Origin of the sequence: Amycolatopsis arida, from assembly GCF_900115565.1 — a bacterium.
GTDB lineage: Bacteria > Actinomycetota > Actinomycetes > Mycobacteriales > Pseudonocardiaceae > Yuhushiella > Yuhushiella arida.
In genome coordinates this window covers 485379-501406 of sequence record NZ_FOWW01000001.1, presented here as the reverse complement: position 1 = coordinate 501406, position 16028 = coordinate 485379, and the positions used below count along the sequence as shown (strand labels likewise).

The 16028-nt window shown below is 73.3% G+C and carries 14 protein-coding genes and 1 pseudogene; 9 read left to right on the top strand and 6 right to left on the bottom strand.

Annotation, left to right across the window (positions count from 1 at the left end; translation table 11 throughout):
* Positions 1–21: 21 nt before the first annotated feature.
* Entirely contained in the window at positions 22–1665 is a 1644-nt protein-coding gene (locus BM051_RS02410; RefSeq protein WP_092528415.1) for a thiamine pyrophosphate-binding protein, read from the top strand.
* A gap of 101 nt (positions 1666–1766) precedes the next feature.
* Positions 1767–2180: a CoA-binding protein gene (locus tag BM051_RS02405; RefSeq protein ID WP_092527224.1), complete on the top strand. Its 414-nt coding sequence runs from the start codon at positions 1767–1769 to the stop codon at positions 2178–2180.
* An 86-nt stretch (positions 2181–2266) separates the two neighbouring features.
* Here the strand turns inward: BM051_RS02405 and BM051_RS02400 are convergent, their stop codons facing one another.
* Positions 2267–3055: a class I SAM-dependent methyltransferase gene (locus tag BM051_RS02400; RefSeq protein WP_208325950.1), complete on the bottom strand. Its 789-nt coding sequence runs from the start codon at positions 3053–3055 to the stop codon at positions 2267–2269.
* Between the two features lie 143 nt (positions 3056–3198).
* Here BM051_RS02400 and BM051_RS02395 point away from each other — a divergent pair, with 143 nt between their 5' ends.
* Positions 3199–3795 (top strand): TetR/AcrR family transcriptional regulator, encoded by a 597-nt coding sequence (locus tag BM051_RS02395; RefSeq protein ID WP_092527218.1) that lies wholly within the window; start codon positions 3199–3201, stop codon positions 3793–3795.
* A 196-nt stretch (positions 3796–3991) separates the two neighbouring features.
* Here BM051_RS02395 and BM051_RS02390 read toward each other — a convergent pair whose 3' ends face one another.
* The gene (locus BM051_RS02390) at positions 3992–5278 is read right to left on the bottom strand and encodes an SGNH/GDSL hydrolase family protein (RefSeq protein ID WP_092527215.1); all 1287 of its coding nucleotides are present in this window, start codon (positions 5276–5278) and stop codon (positions 3992–3994) included.
* 129 nt (positions 5279–5407) lie between these two features.
* Here BM051_RS02390 and BM051_RS02385 point away from each other — a divergent pair, with 129 nt between their 5' ends.
* Positions 5408–5923 (top strand): DnaJ family domain-containing protein, encoded by a 516-nt coding sequence (locus tag BM051_RS02385; protein WP_177216877.1) that lies wholly within the window; start codon positions 5408–5410, stop codon positions 5921–5923.
* Here BM051_RS02385 and BM051_RS02380 read toward each other — a convergent pair.
* Positions 5876–7198 carry a GGDEF domain-containing protein gene (locus tag BM051_RS02380; RefSeq protein WP_166677698.1) on the bottom strand — a complete coding sequence of 441 codons (1323 nt, stop codon included), beginning with the start codon at positions 7196–7198 and terminating at the stop codon, positions 5876–5878. The genes BM051_RS02385 and BM051_RS02380 overlap by 48 nt on opposite strands.
* A gap of 839 nt (positions 7199–8037) precedes the next feature.
* Between BM051_RS02380 and BM051_RS02375 the strand changes: the two genes are divergently transcribed.
* The 3 genes and pseudogenes from BM051_RS02375 (at position 8038) to BM051_RS02365 (ending at position 12050) form a co-directional block, all read left to right on the top strand.
* Positions 8038–8802, top strand: a complete 765-nt coding sequence (locus BM051_RS02375; protein WP_092527206.1) for a 3-hydroxybutyrate dehydrogenase — start codon at positions 8038–8040, stop codon at positions 8800–8802.
* A 38-nt stretch (positions 8803–8840) separates the two neighbouring features.
* Positions 8841–10212, top strand: a pseudogene (locus BM051_RS02370) (MFS transporter).
* Positions 10209–12050: a helix-turn-helix domain-containing protein gene (locus BM051_RS02365; RefSeq protein ID WP_092527203.1), complete on the top strand. Its 1842-nt coding sequence runs from the start codon at positions 10209–10211 to the stop codon at positions 12048–12050. Before BM051_RS02370 ends, BM051_RS02365 begins: the two are co-directional and overlap by 4 nt.
* A 34-nt stretch (positions 12051–12084) precedes the next feature.
* Here the strand turns inward: BM051_RS02365 and BM051_RS02360 are convergent, their stop codons facing one another.
* Positions 12085–12534 (bottom strand): pyridoxamine 5'-phosphate oxidase family protein, encoded by a 450-nt coding sequence (locus BM051_RS02360; protein WP_092527200.1) that lies wholly within the window; start codon positions 12532–12534, stop codon positions 12085–12087.
* 35 nt (positions 12535–12569) lie between these two features.
* On the bottom strand, positions 12570–13391 hold the full coding sequence (locus BM051_RS02355; protein ID WP_092527197.1) for an SAM-dependent methyltransferase: 822 nt from the start codon (positions 13389–13391) through the stop codon (positions 12570–12572).
* 161 nt (positions 13392–13552) lie between these two features.
* Here BM051_RS02355 and BM051_RS02350 point away from each other — a divergent pair, with 161 nt between their 5' ends.
* Together BM051_RS02350 and BM051_RS02345 are read left to right on the top strand one after the other, a co-directional pair.
* A complete protein-coding gene (locus BM051_RS02350) occupies positions 13553–13894 on the top strand; it encodes an MmcQ/YjbR family DNA-binding protein (protein ID WP_092528413.1) in 342 nt (113 codons plus the stop codon).
* A 282-nt stretch (positions 13895–14176) separates the two neighbouring features.
* The gene (locus BM051_RS02345) at positions 14177–15163 is read left to right on the top strand and encodes a TIGR01777 family oxidoreductase (RefSeq protein ID WP_092527194.1); all 987 of its coding nucleotides are present in this window, start codon (positions 14177–14179) and stop codon (positions 15161–15163) included.
* A 57-nt stretch (positions 15164–15220) separates the two neighbouring features.
* Here the strand turns inward: BM051_RS02345 and BM051_RS02340 are convergent, their stop codons facing one another.
* Positions 15221–15970: an SDR family NAD(P)-dependent oxidoreductase gene (locus BM051_RS02340; RefSeq protein ID WP_092527191.1), complete on the bottom strand. Its 750-nt coding sequence runs from the start codon at positions 15968–15970 to the stop codon at positions 15221–15223.
* Between the last annotated feature and the right edge of the window lie 58 nt (positions 15971–16028).

Sequence of the window (16028 nt, the reverse complement as noted above, 5' to 3'; positions counted from 1 at the left end):
ACCCTTCGTATCGTGGCGGACGTGCCGGACAGCGGAGCGCAGCATCTCGTCGACGCACTGGTCGAGCTCGGCGTGGAGGTGGCGTTCGGCCTCCCCGGCGTGCACAACCTGCCGATCTGGGACGCGATCGACTCCACCGGCATCCGGCTGATCGGCGTCCGGCACGAGCAGGCCGCCGGCTACGCGGCCGACGGTTACGCCAGGGCCACCGGCAAGCTCGGCGTGGCGATCGTCACCACCGGGCCGGGGGCCGCCAACACGCTGGGCGCGGTGGGCGAGGCCATGGCGTCGGCCAGCCCGGTGCTGGTCATCGCCACCGACATCGCGTCCACCCTGCGCCGGCCCGGGATGGTGCGCGGGGTGCTGCACGAGTCCAGCGACCAGCGCGCGCTGTTCGCGCCGGTCACCAAGGCGGCGCTCACCGTCGAGTCGGCCGGCGAGATCGCCCCCGCGGTGCTGCGCGCCGCGCGGGTGTCGACGGCGCCGCAGAGCGGGCCGGTGTACCTCGGCATCCCCACGGACTTCCTGGTGCAGCGGGCGGCCCGGCTGCCCGAGCAGGAGGGCACCGAGCGGATCCCGGCGCTCGACGTCACCGCGTTCGACCGCGCCCGCACCACGTTGACCGGGGCGGCGCGGCCGCTGATCTGGGCCGGGGGAGGGGCGCTACGCGCGGGGGCGGGGCCGGTGGTGGGCGCACTGGCCGAGCGGTTGGCCGCGCCGATCGTCACCACCTTCTCCGCCCGCGGGCTCGTCCCTCCCGACCATCCGTGCCTCGCGCCGAACCCGGTGCACGCGCCGGAGGTGGGGGAGCTGTGGGACGAGGCCGACGTGGTGCTCGCCGTCGGGACCGACTTCGACGGGCTGATGACGCAGAACTGGCGGATGCCGCGGCCGCCGACGCTGATCGCGGTGAACATCGACGCCGCCGACGCGGCGAAGAACTACCGGCCGGACGTCACCCTGGTCGGCGACGCCAAGGGGGTGGTGGCCGACCTGGTCGACGGGATGCCGCAGCGACCAGGGCTGCCGCGGCTGACCGAGCGGCTGGACCGGATCGAGGCGCGGGTGCGGCGGCGGGTGCGGCAGGAGGAGCCGCAGGCGGCGGAGTTCCTGGCCGCGTTGCAGGAGACCCTGCCGGACGGCGCGGTGCTGGTGTCGGACATGTGCGTGGCCGGGTACTGGATCGGCGGATTCCACCGGGTGCCCGGGCCGCGGCGGCTGGCGTACCCGATGGGGTGGGGCACGCTCGGGTTCGGGTTCCCGGCGGCACTCGGGGTCGCGGCGTCCCGCGTGGGGCGCGCGGTGTGTGTCAGCGGGGACGGCGGCTTCCTCTACTGCTGTGGCGAGTTGGCCACGGCCGCGCAGGAGAACCTGCCGGTGACCGTGGTGGTCGTGGACGACGGCGGGTACGGGATGCTGCGGTTCGACCAGAGCCAGGCGGGGTTGCCGCACCGGGGGGTGGACCTGACGACGCCGAACTTCGTCGCGCTGGCCCGGTCGTTCGGGGTGTACGCCGACCGGGTGGAGGGGTTCGGCAGGGCGTTCCGGCGGCTGCTGCGGGAGTTCAGCCGGGCCGACGAGCCGACGGTGCTGGTGGTGGAGGCGGCGCTGCGGCCGCCGTTGAACACCTCGCCCCGCTGGTACCGGCGCGAGGTCGCCTCCTAGCTGGCCGTCCGGGTCCGTTCGGGAATGCGGAGGGCGGTGCCGGCGCTGACCCCGGTGAGGGCGCTGTGGACGGTGGCGCCGGGAACGGGAGGTGGAGTCGGATGACCGACGTGGCGGAACGGGTGTTGCGCGAGGCGACGACGATCGCCGTGGTGGGGCTGAGCCAGCACCCGGAGAAGGCGGCGCACTCCGTGCCGGCGGCGCTGCAGGCTGCCGGCTTCCGGGTGGTGCCCGTGCACCCGAGCGCGGAGTCGGTGCTGGGGGAGAAGGCGTACCGGTCGCTGGTGGACGTTCCGGGGCCGGTGGACGTCGTCGAGGTGTTCCGGCCCGCCGCGGAGGCGCCGGAGATCGCCAGGCAGGCCGTGCGCATCGGGGCTAGGGCGTTGTGGCTGCAGCAGGGCATCGTGTCCGCCGAGGCACGCCGCATCGCCGAGGAGGCCGGCCTGGACTACGTCGAGGACCGGTGCATGGCCGTGGTCCGCGCGATCGCCGGCATCACCAGGCACCAGCGGTAGGTGGGTCACCCGCGAGCCCGAGGTGGCCGTGGGTACACCCGCGGTACCGAAGGCGACCCTGGGCCACGCGCCTGCCGGGTCTCTGTCTACTGACGACGACGTGGGGCCAGGTGACGTCGATTGCGTGCCGCGGTGACCGCCACCGTGGTGCAACGCATCGTGAAGCGGCCGCCCATGGCGTCGACGGCGGCCCCGACGGGCTCCAGCAGCGCGGCCAACACGTCCGGGGGGAGCCGGGTGAGGACGCCGGACGTGGGCAGTTGATCCAGCCACTCGTCCCGGGTGCAGGTCCGCTCCCAGTCGAACCGCCACCGCTCCGGCTCGCCGAACCCGCCCGACTCCCGGATCGCGTCGGCGGCCCCGGCGAACATCACCTGGTACCCGCCCAGGGGGTCCTTCGCCGGTGCCCGCGGGTCGACCGGAGAGTCGGGCAGCACCCGCTGGTAGGCCGCGGCGAGGGCGTCCGCCAGGTCGGGCGGTGGTTGGTCCACGTTCCAGAACACGGCCAGCCGGCCGCCGGGCCGCAGCACGCTGGCCGCCTTGGCCGTCCCGGCGGCAGGGTCCACCCAGTGCCAGGTCTGCCCGGCGACGACCGCGGCGAAGTCCCGGCCGGCGGGCTCCCAGGCCTCGAACGTCGCCACCTCCACCTCGACCCCGGTGTGGCGGGCGAACTCGGCCATCCGCGCGTCGGGCTCGACGCCCAGCACCCGGCAGCCGGCGGCTTGGAACTGCCGGGCGGCGATACCGGTGCCGCAGCCGACGTCGAGGACGTCGGGGTCGGGGCTCGCGGTGACGATCCGCCGCACCATGGCATCGGGATAGCGAGGGCGAGTCCGGTCGTAGCGCTCGGGGTCCACGCCGAACGACTCCGCCATCTGCCGGTGCCGGTGGGGCTCGTTCTCGGGCGGGCGCTCCGACGGTAAAGTGGGCATGCGCCCACTCTACCCTTCGTGGGCACGTGCCCACTCAACGAGGCGAGTCCGGTCGCGGACCGGCGGAGCGGAAGGAGCAACGCGCGGTGCCGACAGGGGTGGCCCTCCGCGAGGCGCGGCGGCAGCTCTTCGACGCCGCCGAGCGTGTCCTGCTCCAGGACGGGCCGAGCGCGCTCACCAGCCGGGCGGTCACCACGGAGGCGGGCTGCGCCAAGGGAGTCCTGCACCGGCACTTCGACGACTTCGACGCCTTCCTCGTCGAGCTCGTGCTCGACCGCGTCGACCGGGTCGACGCCCAGGCGGCCGCCCTGCGCGAGGCCGCGGGCGCCGGCACGGTCGTCGACAACGTCGCCGGCGCGCTGACGGCACTGTTCTCCTCGGTCGCCGTGGCGATGGTCGCCCTCGTCACCTTCCGGGACGAGCTGCGTGCCCGGCTGCGCGAGACCTGGCCGGCCGGCGTCCCGGTGCTGACGGACGCCGCGGCCATGATCGCCGACTACCTTCGCGCGGAGCGGGACCTGGGCCGCGTCGCGGCGGACGCCGACGTCGACACACTCGCTCCCACGCTGATCGGGGCCGGGCACCTGCTCTTCGCCGACCGGAAGGGCACGCCACCGGAGGCCGGCGCCGTCCGCGCCGTGGTGGCCACGGTCGTCGCCGGCGTCCTGCGCGAACCGGAGTGACGACTGGTCCGGCAGCACACCGGGAGTCCGGCCGGGTGACCGTGGCGCCTGGGTGAGTCCCTCCCCGGCCCAAGCCGTCCACCGTGGACAAACTGGACAACCCGATGTCGGCCCTCTCTCGGTACCTCGACCCCTGGTGACGTGTGGTGCGACCCTGCGGGGAGGTGCCCGCCGACTCGACGGGGCACCTCCCGGATCACAGCGTGTCGAGGTCGATGGCTTCGGCCATGGCGCGCATGCCGGCGTCGTTCGGGTGGATCCCGTCACCGGAGTCGTAGGCGGGGTTCATCCGATCCGGGTCGGTGGGATCGGCCATCACCCGGTCGAGGTCGACCACCGCGTCGTACTCGCCGCTGGTGCGCAGCCACGTGTTGAACTCGTCCCGGACCGCCTCCACGCGTGGGCTGTCGACGAACTCGCCCTGCACCGGCAGCAGCGTGGCTCCGACGACCTTCACCCCGCGGGCCTTCGCGTCGCGGATCAGCGCCCGATGGCCCTCGATCAGCTCGCGCGCGCTGACCTCGGGATTCGGCAGCATGCAGGGCTCGGTACCGAACTCGCTGAACAGGATGTCGTTGATGCCCTCGAGGACGATCACCGTCCGGACCCGTGGCTCGTCGAGCACGTCGCGGTGGAACCGGCTCAGCGCGTCCTCACCGAAACACGTCGAGTCGTTGAGCACCCGGTTCCCACTGATCCCGGCGTTGAGCACGGCCAGTGGCCGACGCGCGGCGACGAGCCGCTCGGCCAACTCGTCGGGGTAGCGGTTGTCGGCGTCGACGGTCGAGCCCACCCCGTCCGTGATCGAGTCACCGAACGTCGCCACGGCGTCGCGGCCACCGGGGGCCACGACCTCCACGCCGCTGAGGAAGTACCACGACTCGCTGGTCTCGGTGAACGCGGCGGCACTCCGGTCGAACCGGTGGTCACCGCGGGCGCGGTAGCTGGTGGCGGTGGCCCGCTCGTGGAAGGTCGCCGGGCCGGTCGGGGTCGCGAAGTAGAGCGTGATCGACAGCCGCTCCAGCGGCGCGACCGGGAGTGGAACGGGATCGCTGGTCAGCTCGGCGCCGGCCGGCACGGTGGCCGAGAGCGAGCCGCGGAACGTCACCGGGCGCAGCGTGCCGGGGTGAACGGCCGCGCCGTCGCCGGCCTTGCCGACGCTGGCGCCGGTGAGCCGGAGTGGTGTGTCGCCGTACGTGTTGGCCAACCGGATGCGCGGCGCCACCCCACCGGTGCTGGTGCGCACGACCTGGCGGACGGACTGGTCCGTGAAGCCCTCGACGGACCAGTTGGGCGTGCCCCACGGCGGGACGCTCGGTTCCTGGACGGCCGCCACCCAGGAGCCGCTCCAGGGCAGCGGGTGCGCGGTGGCGGGCGGCGCGGTCGGCACGGTCGCCGCGACGAGGCCGAGCAGCCCCAGTACGGCGGTGATCACTCTCGCCAGCCGGGTGGTACGGCGGCGGGGAACGGGATTCGGGGTCATGGAAGGAAAGGTAGCGGCGGGCTCCGACAGTTCGTGTCTCGTCGGCGGCTGCGTCCGGCAACTCTTCGTCCGACGACATCGTCGTGATACGCTCGTATCACGACGATGTCGAGCCGTGGGGGTCTGGCGATGACCGAGCGCAAACCACCGGGTGTGGAGTTCGAGTCGTGGGTCGAGCGGCAGATCCGCGCGGCGGCCGAGCGCGGCGAGCTGGACGACCTGCCCGGGGCCGGCAAGCCGCTGCCCGGCGCGGGCCGGCCCCCCGAGGAGCAGTGGTGGCTGCGGAACTACCTGCGCAGGGAGGGCCTGCCGGCCGAGGGGTTGCTGCCCACCCCGCTGCGGCTGCGCAAGGAGATCGAGCGGCTGCCGGCCACCGTCGCGCGGTTGCGCTCCGAGGACCAGGTGCGGGCCGCCGCGCGGGAGCTCAACGAGCGGATCCTCGAGTGGCTGCGGGCGCCGAGCGGCCCCCGGGTCGCCGTGGGACCGGTGGACGTCGAGCAGGTGGTCGAACGGTGGCGCGCGAACCGGCCACGACCACCGCAACCACCACCGCAACCACCACCGCAACCACCGCCGGAACCGGAGCGCCCCGCGCGGTCAGCGTCCCGGCGGTCCTGGTGGCGCCGCCTGCTCCCGCGGCGCTGATCCCGCGCTCGGGGTGCGGACGGCGACGACCTGGTTGCGGCCCCGGCGCTTGGCCAGTTCCAGCGCCGAGTCGGAGAGCCGTTCCAGCGCCGCCAGGGCCGACGCGCGTGGGGCGCTCGGCGGTGCGGTGGCCACCCCGATCGACGCGGTGCAGGCGGGCACGCCGTGCCGCCCCAGCCGCACCGGCGCACCGCCCGCGGGCTTGGTGATCTCGGTGTCCAGCGACTCGACCGCCCGCCGGATGCGTTCCGCGACCTCGGTGGCCGCGCCGGCGCCGGTGCCGGGGAGCAGGACGGCCATCTCCTCGCCGCCCATCCTGGCCAGCAGGTCGCCGTGCCGGGTCTGCCGGCGCAGCACCGAGGCGACCGCCTGCAGCACCCTGTCCGCGCCGGGATGGCCGAGCCGGGTGTTCCAGCCCTTGAAGTGGTCGAGGTCCAGCATGAGCATGCTGGTCGGCCGCCCGCTCGCGCGGTCGACCTCCACGGCGGCGGTGGCCAGTGGCGTGAACCCGCGCCGGTTGGGCAGGCCGGTCAACGGATCGGTGAGCGCGTCGATTCGCAGCCGCTCGCGCTCGACCTCCAACGCGGTGATCCGGCCGACCGTGCGGGTCTCCCGGACGGCGACCGCGAGCATGCCGAGCAGCCCGAGCGGTGCCACCGCGGCGACCAGTGCCGTGGCCATCGCCAGCAGGAGCGTGTGCCCGAGAAGCTTGTTGTCCTCCCAGGTGCCGATGGTGTCCGCCAGCCGCCACCGGCCCCAGCGGAGACCGCGGTACACGCCGATCGGTACCGCCTCCGCCAGGAAGTACACGACCACCGCGGCGAGCATCACCAGCACGGCGTGCGCACCGCCGGCGGAGTCGGCCGGCGGGGTCGCGGTGAGCCACGCCGCGCCGCCGAGCAGGTCCCGCGTCACGCCGACGCCGACGACGGCGAGCACGATCGTGGCGGTGGTGCTGATCCACAGTCCCGGTGGCTTGCGGGCGATGAAGTACCGGTGGGTGCGGACGACGAGGACCAGCGCCGTCGCCAGTGTCGTGGGGAGCACGAGCGCGGCGGCGCCGAACCACATGCTGGTCTGGTCGACGAACTCGACCTTGCCCCGGTCCAGCCGCGCGGCGCGCCGGCGTTCCTCCGCGGGGCGGGTGGCCGCCATGTGCGCTAGCGCGACCGCGGTGAACAGGGCGAACAGCAGCCAGTGCCGGTGACTCGGGGCCGGCGACACCAGGACGCCGAGGGTGCCGGCCGCGATGCCGGCGAGGTCGATCAGCAGCACCGCCGCGACGGTGCGCGGGCTCAGCGAGCGCAACGCGTCGCGGGAGCGACACGAATCGTCACCATAACGCGCTTCCATAGCTTCGACGTGCCGTGTCACGCTGACGTCGCCCCCATCCCTACCCTCGACGCGCGACGGTACGGGCGACCGGCGGTCCGGCGCCGTCGCGTCCAGGGGATGACGAGCGGCGGAGGTGACCCGTGCGCTGCTTCGCCGCGAGCCCGCGTCACCGCGTCGTGACGCGGTCCGGTGCCCCGGCGCACCCACCCGTCCATGCCGCGCGTCCTTCTCCCGTCGTCGGTGTCCCCGTCCCCGAAAGGAGGCTCACCATGCGCGCCGACCGCGACATGTGAGCGAGCGCACGAGCGAACCATTCAACACAGCGGCCTTGCGAGCGGCTTCGACGAGCGCCAGCGAGGAGGGGGCGTGAGCAGTGCTCCACAGCCTGCAACCGACACCCCCCTTTCCGACAGGTCCATTCGAGTTGGCTTGGCCACATCGACCGAAGGAGGCCAGCGATGCGCCGCGACCGTGACATGTGAGTTCCGTTCGTCACCGCCCACCGACCGTGGGCACCGTGCCGCCCGCTCGGGCACCCGTCCCGATCCCGCCCGGGCCGGCGGCATCCTGCTGCCAGGACCCGGTCACGCCGTCCCGCGCGTGACCACCGCGCGCACCGCTCGGAGCTGAGCTCGTTCGCCGCGTTCGACCACGCCGCCGGCGGTCGTGAAGGCGCGGTCCCGCGGCCTACACATGGTCGGCGGCCACATGCCCGTCCGGTGCGCTGTGGTGGGCGAGCCCATGGTCGGCCCCGGCGCGGAAACCTAGGTTCCTGTCGCATGACGAGTGTTCCGACTTCCACCGGACTCGCCGGCCGGGCGGCCATGGTCAGCGGCGCGGGCAGCGGCATCGGCCGGGCCTGCGCGCGGCTGCTCGCCGACGCGGGCGCGAAGGTGCACGTGGTGGACCGGGACGCCGGCGCGGCCGAGCGGGTGGCCGGCGAGGTCGGCGGCTGGGCCCACGTGGTCGACCTGGCCGAGCCGGGCTCGATCGGGCGGCTCCCCGTCGAGATCGACGTCCTGGTCAACAACGCCGGGCTGCAACACGTCGCGCCGCTGCCCGAGTTCTCCCTCGCGGTGTTCAGCCGCGTCCAGCAGGTCATGGTGACCGCGCCGTTCCTGCTCATCCGCCGGTGCGTGCCGCACATGTACGCCAGGGGGTGGGGCCGGATCGTCAACATCTCCAGCGTGCACGGGTCGCGGGCCAGCGCGTACAAGGCCGCGTACGTCGCCGCCAAGCACGGGCTCGAGGGCCTGTCGAAGGTCGCCGCGGTCGAGGGCGCCCCGCACGGCGTCACCAGCAACTGCGTCAGCCCCGGCTACGTTCGCACACCACTGGTGGAGAACCAGATCGAGGCGCAGGCGCGGGCGCACCGGCTGCCGGCCGAGGAGGTGCTGGAGCGCGTCCTGCTGGACCGCACGCCGATCCGCCGGCTGATCGAGCCGGACGAGGTCGCCGCGCTGGTGCTGTGGCTGTGCGGCGAGCACGCCCGGTCGCTCACCGGCGCGTCGCTGCCAGTCGACGGCGGCTGGACCGCCACCTGAACAGACCCGATCCCTTCACCGGACATCGAGGTGATCCGATGAGTTCCCGTTCCGCCCCGACCGCCCCGCCCCGGTCCCTGCTCAAGATCGTGTCGGCGAGCCTGATCGGAACCACGATCGAGCGGTACGACTTCTTCCTCTACTCGGCGGCCGCGGCGCTGGTGTTCAACACGCTGTTCTTCCCGACCTCCGACCCGCTCACCGGCACCCTGCTGGCGTTCACCACCTACGCCATCGGCTTCGCCGCGCGGCCCGTCGGTGGGCTGGTGTTCGGCCACTTCGGCGACAAGATCGGCCGCAAGAAGCTGCTGGTGCTGAGCCTGATGCTGATGGGCGGCGCCACGTTCGCCATGGGCCTGCTGCCGACCTACGCCACGATCGGGGTGGCGGCCCCGCTGCTGCTCACCTTCCTCCGGCTGGTGCAGGGCTTCGCGCTGGGCGGCGAGTGGGGCGGCGCGGTGCTGATCGTCTCCGAGCACGGCGGCGCGAGCCGGCGCGGCTTCTGGGCGTCCTGGCCGCAGTGCGGCGCGCCGGGCGGAAACCTGCTCACCACCGCGGTGCTGGCGGTGCTGGCCACCGTGCAGTCCGACGAGGCGTTCATGTCCTGGGGTTGGCGGGTCCCGTTCCTGCTGTCCGCGGTGCTGGTGGTGATCGGGCTGTGGATCCGGATCTCGGTGTCGGAGTCCCCGGTGTTCCTCGAGGCGGCCCGGCGGGCGCGGGAGCGCGGCGAGCCGGAGAAGCCGCCGATCGTGGAGGTGTTCCGGCACAGCTGGCGCGAGGTGCTGATCGCGATGGGCGCCAGGATGGCGGAGAACGTGTCCTACTACGTGATCACCGCGTTCATCCTCGTGTACCTCACCCAGGGGCTGGAGCTGAGCCGGTCGGTCGGGCTCAACGCCGTGCTGGTCGGCTCGGTGGTCCACTTCGCCACCATCCCGGGGGTGGGGTTGGCTGTCCGATGTGGTCGGTCGGCGGACGGTGTACCTGCTCGGTGCCGCCGGGATGGGCGCGTGGGGCTTCGTGTTCTTCGCCCTGCTCGACACCCGCTCGTTCGGCGTCATCCTGGTCGCCACCACCGTCGGGCTGGTGCTGCACGGCGCGATGTACGGGCCGCAGGCCGCGTTCTTCGCCGAGCTGTTCGGGACCAGGGTGCGCTACTCCGGCGCGTCGATCGGCTACCAGTTGGCGTCGATCCTGGCCGGCGGGCTGGCACCGCTGATCGCGGTGGCGCTGCTCGACGCGTGGGGCAGCACCCTGCCGGTGTCGCTCTACCTGCTGGGGATGTGTCTGCTCACCATCGTCGCCGTGACCCTCGCCAAGGAGACCCGCGGCGTGTCGCTGACCGGGGAGACCGGCGTCGTGTCCGCCTCCGCGACCCCGCCGGGTGAGGAGGTCCGGGTGCCACAATGACCGGGGTGGACGTGGCGCCCGACGCGGTGTGCCGGCTGCTCGACCTGCTCGCCGACGACGCGAGCGGCGAGCGACTGGCGCACGTCGCGGTGGCCGCGCGGGCGGCGGGGCTGGACCCCGCGGCGCGCGCGGCGGTGGAGCGGGCGACCGAGCGGGCGCTGGAGATCCGGCACAAGCTGGCCGAGCACCGGCGGCGCGAGGCCGAGCTCACCGCGCTGTTCGACACCGCGCGCGACCTGTCCAAGCTGCGCGACCTCGACGAGGTGCTGCGCTCGATCGTCCGGCGGGCCCGGATGCTGCTGCGGGTGGACCTGTCCTACCTCAGCCTCGACGACGAGCCGGCCGGCGCGGTCCGGATGCGGGTGGCGGAAGGCTCGGCGTCACCGCTGCTGCGGCGGCTGCGGATCGGGTACGGCGAGGGGCTGGGCGGGCTGGTGGCGCAGACGGCGAGCCCGTACGCCAGCGCCGACTACCTGTCCGACCCGCGGTTCCGGCACACCGCCCAGATCGACGAGGCGGTCGCCGCCGAGGGCATGGTCGGCATCCTCGGCGTGCCGCTGTCGCTCGGCCGCAAGGTCATCGGGGTGCTGTTCGCCGCCGACCGCGCCCGGCGGGAGTTCACCCCGGAGGAGGTCGCGCTGCTGTCGTCGCTGGCCGACCACGCGGCGATCGCGATCGACAACGCGCAGCGGATCGAGCAGGCGCGGCGGGCGAACGAGACGATCAGCGCGCACAACGAGGAGATGCGCCGTGGCGAGGACGCGCACGACCGGCTGATGGCGCTGGTGCTGCGCGGCGGCGACCTCACGGAGGTGGCGGCCGAGGTGGCCGCGATGCTCGACGGCGGGATCGTGCTGTTCGACACCGACGGAGTGGAGCTGGCCAGGGTGGGCGCCTCCGAGCGGGAGCCACCCGCGGCGGTGGAGCACTCGTCCGGCCGGGCGGTGCGGCACGGCGACGACTGGGTGTGCCCGATGCTCGCCGGGCCGGAGCTGCTCGGCAGCATGGCGCTCAGCGGCCGCCCCGAGCTCGGCGACGCGGACCGGCGGTTGTTCGAGCGGGCCGGGCTGGTGGCGGCGCTGCTCGTGCTGCTGCGCCGGTCGGTGGCCAAGGCCGAGGACGAGGTGCGCGGGGAGTTGCTGACCGACCTGCTGACCGCGCCGTCCCGCAACCCGGACGCGCTGCTGGACCGCGGGCGGCGGCTGGGAATCGACCTGGCCGCCCCGCACCTGGTGGCGATCGCGCACTGCCCCGCGGTCTCCCGGCGGCGGCTGGCGATGGCCGGGCGCCGGCACGCGACGCTGGTCGGGTGGCACGCCGAGCAGGTGGTGTTGCTGGTGGCCGGAGGGTCGCCGCAGCTGGCCGGGTCGCTGGCCGCCGATCTCGGGTCCGTCGTGGACGCCCCGGTGACGGTCGGCGTGTCGGGGCCGGCGCGCGGGCCGGCGGCGCTGGCGGCGGCCGCGGCCGAGGCGGCACGGTGCGTGCGGGCGCTGCTCGCGCTCGGCAGGGTGGGGGAGGGCGCGGCGCTGGCGGACCTGGGGTTCGTGGGGCAGCTGCTCGGCGACAGCACCGACCTGGACGGCTACGTCCTGGCCACGCTGGGCCCGGTGCTGGACTACGACGCCCGCCGCGGCACCGACCTCGTCGGCACCCTGCGGGCGTACTTCGACTCCGGTGCGAACCTCACCCGTGCCAAGGAACGGCTGCACGTCCACGTCAACACGGTGGCGCAGCGGCTGGAGCGGATCTCGTCGCTGCTCGGCGCGGACTGGCAGGCCCCGGACCGGGCGCTGGAGATCCAGGTGGCGCTGCGCCTGCACCGGCTCCACGGGCGGTGACGGTGCCTGGCCGGGCACCGTCACCGCCCGTCGGCTACGACAGCGCCGTGTCCGGCGTCAGGTGTTTGCCGGGCAACCACCCGGCCGGCACGTCGGTGACCCGCCACTGGGTGATGGCCAGCTCGATCGCCTCGACCGGCCCGGCCTCCACCAGCGGCTTGGCCTGCGGTTCCTTGCGGAGCAGCGCCTCGATGGTGGCCTCCTTGCCGGCCTCGTCCCGGATCGTGGCCCGCGCGCGGCCCTGGAGGAAGGGCTGGAACGGCCCGGCGGGGGCGATGACGATGGCGGCGGTCGGGTTGGCCCGCAGGTTGCGCAGCGTGGTGCCGTGCGTCTCGAGGACCAGGGTCAGCGTGAAGGGATCCAACTCGGCGAAGTAGGCGCCGGCGTTCCAGATGTCGTCTCCCGCGGTGGCCAGGTACATCTCGCTGGTCTGTCCGAGTACCTGGACGAGCTTGTCGTGGATCTCCTGCGTGCTGGGTTCCATGGTTCCTTCCGGTTCCGGTTTCCGGTGTGGGGGAGTTACGCCTTGCGGCCGACGCCGCCGAGGATCAGGTGCTGCTCGGGGTACATCTCGCGGACCCTCGGGCCGAGCGGCCACCAGTCCTCGAGCTCGACCAGGCCCGGCGGCAGCATCTCCAGGTCGTCGAACATGGCCTGGATGTCCTCCCGGCTGCGCCACCACCCCGAGCCGAGGTTCCTCATGCCCTCCTCGACCTCTCGGGCCAGCCGGTGCAGCTCGGGGTTCTCGTCGCCCGGGTCCCAGAAATGGCTGATCATCACGTGCGAGCCCGGGGCCAGCGCGTCGATGTAGCGCCGCATGACGCCGACGGGATCCTGCTCGTCGGGCACGTGGTGCAGGGTGCCGCACTGCATCAGCACGATCGGTCGGTCGAAGTCGAGCGCGCCGGTGATCTCCGGGTGCGCCAGCACCTCGGCCGGCTTGGTGAAGTCGCCCTGGACGAAGTGGGTGTGCTCGTTCTCCGCCAGCAGCGCTCGTCCGTGGACGTTGCAGACGGGGTCGATGTCGACGTAGACGACACGGACCTCGGGGTCGTGGTACTGCGCGACCTGGTGGGTGTTCTCGGCGGTGGGCAGCCCGCTGCCGAGGTCGAGGAACTGGTCGATCCCGACCTCGTCGGCGAGGTAGCGGACCACCCGGATCAGCCAGCGCCGGTTCATCCGGCTGACCGCGCCCTGGTGCGGCGCGGCCTTCTGGATCTCCGCCCAGACCTTGCGGTCGACCTCGTAGTTGTCCTTGCCGCCGAGACTGGCGTCGTAGACACGGGCGATCGTCGGCTTGCTCGTGTCGAGCACCATCGTCGTGGGGTCGGGATCGTTCATCGGCTGCTGCTCCTCGGTGGGGTGACTGCGGTCACCAACCTATCGCACGCCGGAGCAGCTCGGTAACAGGAAGTGGTTGATCGGTTATCCCTGGTGGGCAGGCGCCTCGGGGTAATCGAGCGCCCTTCGGCTCGCCGTTGGGCCGCGCGAGAATGGCGGGCATGGGTGTATCGAGCGGCCAGTTCCTCCGGCTGGTGGACCGGCTCGCGGAGGTCGAGCGGTCGTCGGCACGGGACTACACGGCCTTCAGCGTGCGCGGTAAGCGGTTCGGCTACCACTGGCCGCGGACGGAGACCGTCGGGCTGAAGCAGACGCTGTCCGAGCAGTTGGCGCTGGTCTCCGAGCGCCCGGACGTGTTCGAGGTGCAGTTCACCACCGGCGGGTTCGGCTGGGTGGTGGTGCACCTGCGCGGAATCGACGTGGCCGAGCTCACCGAGCTGCTGTACGAGGCATGGCGGCTGTCGGCTCCCGAGCCGCTCGTCGTCGAGCACCCCCTCCGGTAGCGCTCGCACCCTCGGTCGTCCGGTGTCGTGACACGGTGTTCCGGGGTGGTTCCCGTCCCGTCACGGGCCAGGGGGACCGTCTCCGGAAGAACCGAACATCACCGCGTTCTTCACCGGCATGGACCTGGTCGAACCCGGACTCGGCTGGCTCCCGAATGGCGGCCGGACGGCGCCGACCCCTTCAGCGACCGCCCCGAACGGTCCCGCGGCCTCGCCGACGTCACCCGCAGACCGTGAGAGCACGGTGCTACGGTCACGCCCGGCGGGGGAAGAGGGACGTCCATGAAGATCGTGATACCCGGGGGCACCGGGCACATCGGCAGGTTCCTGGGCCGGGCCCTGGCGGAGTCCGGTCACGAGGTGGTGGTGCTGAGCCGCCGGCCCGGTCCCGAGAACGGAGACGGTGTCCGCCACGTCCACTGGGACGGCCGCACCCAGGGCGCGTGGGCCGCGGAGATCGACGGCAGTGACGCGGTGATCAACCTGGCTGGCCGCAGCGTGAGCTGCCGCTACACGGCGGCCAACCTGCGGGAGATGATGGACTCGCGGGTCGACTCCACGCGCGCCGTGGGCGCGGCGATCGAGCGGGCCGCCAGCCCGCCGCGGGTCTGGCTGCAGATGAGCACCGCCACGATCTACGCGCACCGCTTCGACGCCCCCAACGACGAGGAGACCGGCATCATCGGCGGCGCCGAGCTGGACGTCCCCGACTACTGGGCCTTCAGCGTCGACATCGCCAGGGCGTGGGAGCAGGCACAGGAACAGGCCGCCACGCCGCACACCCGCAAGGTCGCGCTCCGGACGGCCATGGTGATGAGCCCCGGGCGCGGCGGCGTCTTCGACGTGCTACTCCGGATGGTCCGGCTCGGCCTCGGCGGGCCGGTCGCCGGTGGGGCCCAGTTCGTCTCCTGGATCCACGACCGGGACATGGTCCGCGCGGTCGAGTTCCTGCTGGACAGCGACAACCTGGACAGCGACGACCTGCGCGGGCCGGTCAACCTCGCCGCACCCCACCCCGTGCCGCAGCGCGAGCTCATGCGCACCCTCCGCGCCGCGGCGGGCGTTCCGTTCGGCCTGCCCGCGACCAGGTGGATGGCCGAGCTCGGCGCGTTCGTCATCCGCTCGGACACCGAGCTCCTCCTCAAGAGCCGGCGGGTCGTGCCCGGCCGGCTCCTCGGCGTCGGCTTCTCCTTCGACTTCCCGCGCTGGCCGGACGCGGCCGCGGACCTGGTACGCCGCACCCGGCACGGGCGGGACGGCGTGGCGTGACAGGGGCGCGCCCACCGGCGTGGGCGCGCCCCGTGCTCCACGAGAAACGCGTGCCGCTCAGTCCCCGTGTGCCCCGCAGGAGATGTTGACCTGGGTCGAGGTCATCGTGCGGGCACGGTCGGAGGCGACGAAGGCGGCGACCTGGCCCACGTCGGCCAGTGTGGCCGCCCGCCTGAGCAGCGTCGCGTCCGCGATCGCCTGCTTCTGTGGCTCCATCTCGGGCATGTCGGGGAACGACTCCGGGATCCCGCCGGTGAGAAGGGTGACCACGCGTACCCCGTGCTCGCCGAGCTCGCACGCCCACTGCCGGCGCAGCGACTCGACCACGTCCATGCCGATCTGGACCGTGCCGAGACCCGGCTGCTTCTGGTTGTGGTCGGATCCGCCGAAGAACAGGATCACCCCGGACTCCTGCTTGACCATGTGCCGGGCGGCGGCCTTGGTGGTCAGCAGCTGGGACGCCGCGACCTTCTCGATGGCCCGTGCGAACTCCGCCACGGGCATGTCGGCGAGCGGCGTGAAGATCGCGTCCTGGGTGATGACGTTCACGGAGATGTCGAGGCTCCCGGTGCGGGCCGCGACGGTGTCGGCGTGGTCGTTGACGGCCGCCTCGTCGAGGGCGTCGAGCACGGCGGTCTCGGCGTGACCACCGGCCGCGCGGATCTCCTCGGCGACCGCGTCGAGCGTGCCGGGTGTGCGGCCGACGAGGACACAACGGGCGCCCTCCGCGGCGAACCCCTTGGCCAACGCGCTTCCGATGCTCCCGCCGGCGCCGTAGACGACCGCGGTTTTGTTCTCGAGCAACATTTCAGTCTCTCCAGGTCGGGGAATCGGGTCGCTCGAAACGCTAGGCAGCGGGGCGCGG

What these genes read in the sequence shown, in the direction of transcription:
- BM051_RS02340 (WP_092527191.1), bottom strand. Translation starts at nt 15,970, where the DNA reads ATGTTGCTCGAGAACAAAACCGCGGTCGTCTACGGCGCCGGCGGGAGC.
- BM051_RS02375 (WP_092527206.1), top strand. Translation starts at nt 8,038, where the DNA reads ATGACGAGTGTTCCGACTTCCACCGGACTCGCCGGCCGGGCGGCCATG.
- BM051_RS02400 (WP_208325950.1), bottom strand. Translation starts at nt 3,055, where the DNA reads ATGGCGGAGTCGTTCGGCGTGGACCCCGAGCGCTACGACCGGACTCGC.
- BM051_RS02360 (WP_092527200.1), bottom strand. Translation starts at nt 12,534, where the DNA reads ATGGAACCCAGCACGCAGGAGATCCACGACAAGCTCGTCCAGGTACTC.
- BM051_RS02390 (WP_092527215.1), bottom strand. Translation starts at nt 5,278, where the DNA reads ATGACCCCGAATCCCGTTCCCCGCCGCCGTACCACCCGGCTGGCGAGA.
- BM051_RS02405 (WP_092527224.1), top strand. Translation starts at nt 1,767, where the DNA reads ATGACCGACGTGGCGGAACGGGTGTTGCGCGAGGCGACGACGATCGCC.
- BM051_RS02365 (WP_092527203.1), top strand. Translation starts at nt 10,209, where the DNA reads ATGACCGGGGTGGACGTGGCGCCCGACGCGGTGTGCCGGCTGCTCGAC.
- BM051_RS02385 (WP_177216877.1), top strand. Translation starts at nt 5,408, where the DNA reads ATGACCGAGCGCAAACCACCGGGTGTGGAGTTCGAGTCGTGGGTCGAG.
- BM051_RS02350 (WP_092528413.1), top strand. Translation starts at nt 13,553, where the DNA reads ATGGGTGTATCGAGCGGCCAGTTCCTCCGGCTGGTGGACCGGCTCGCG.
- BM051_RS02355 (WP_092527197.1), bottom strand. Translation starts at nt 13,391, where the DNA reads ATGAACGATCCCGACCCCACGACGATGGTGCTCGACACGAGCAAGCCG.
- BM051_RS02345 (WP_092527194.1), top strand. Translation starts at nt 14,177, where the DNA reads ATGAAGATCGTGATACCCGGGGGCACCGGGCACATCGGCAGGTTCCTG.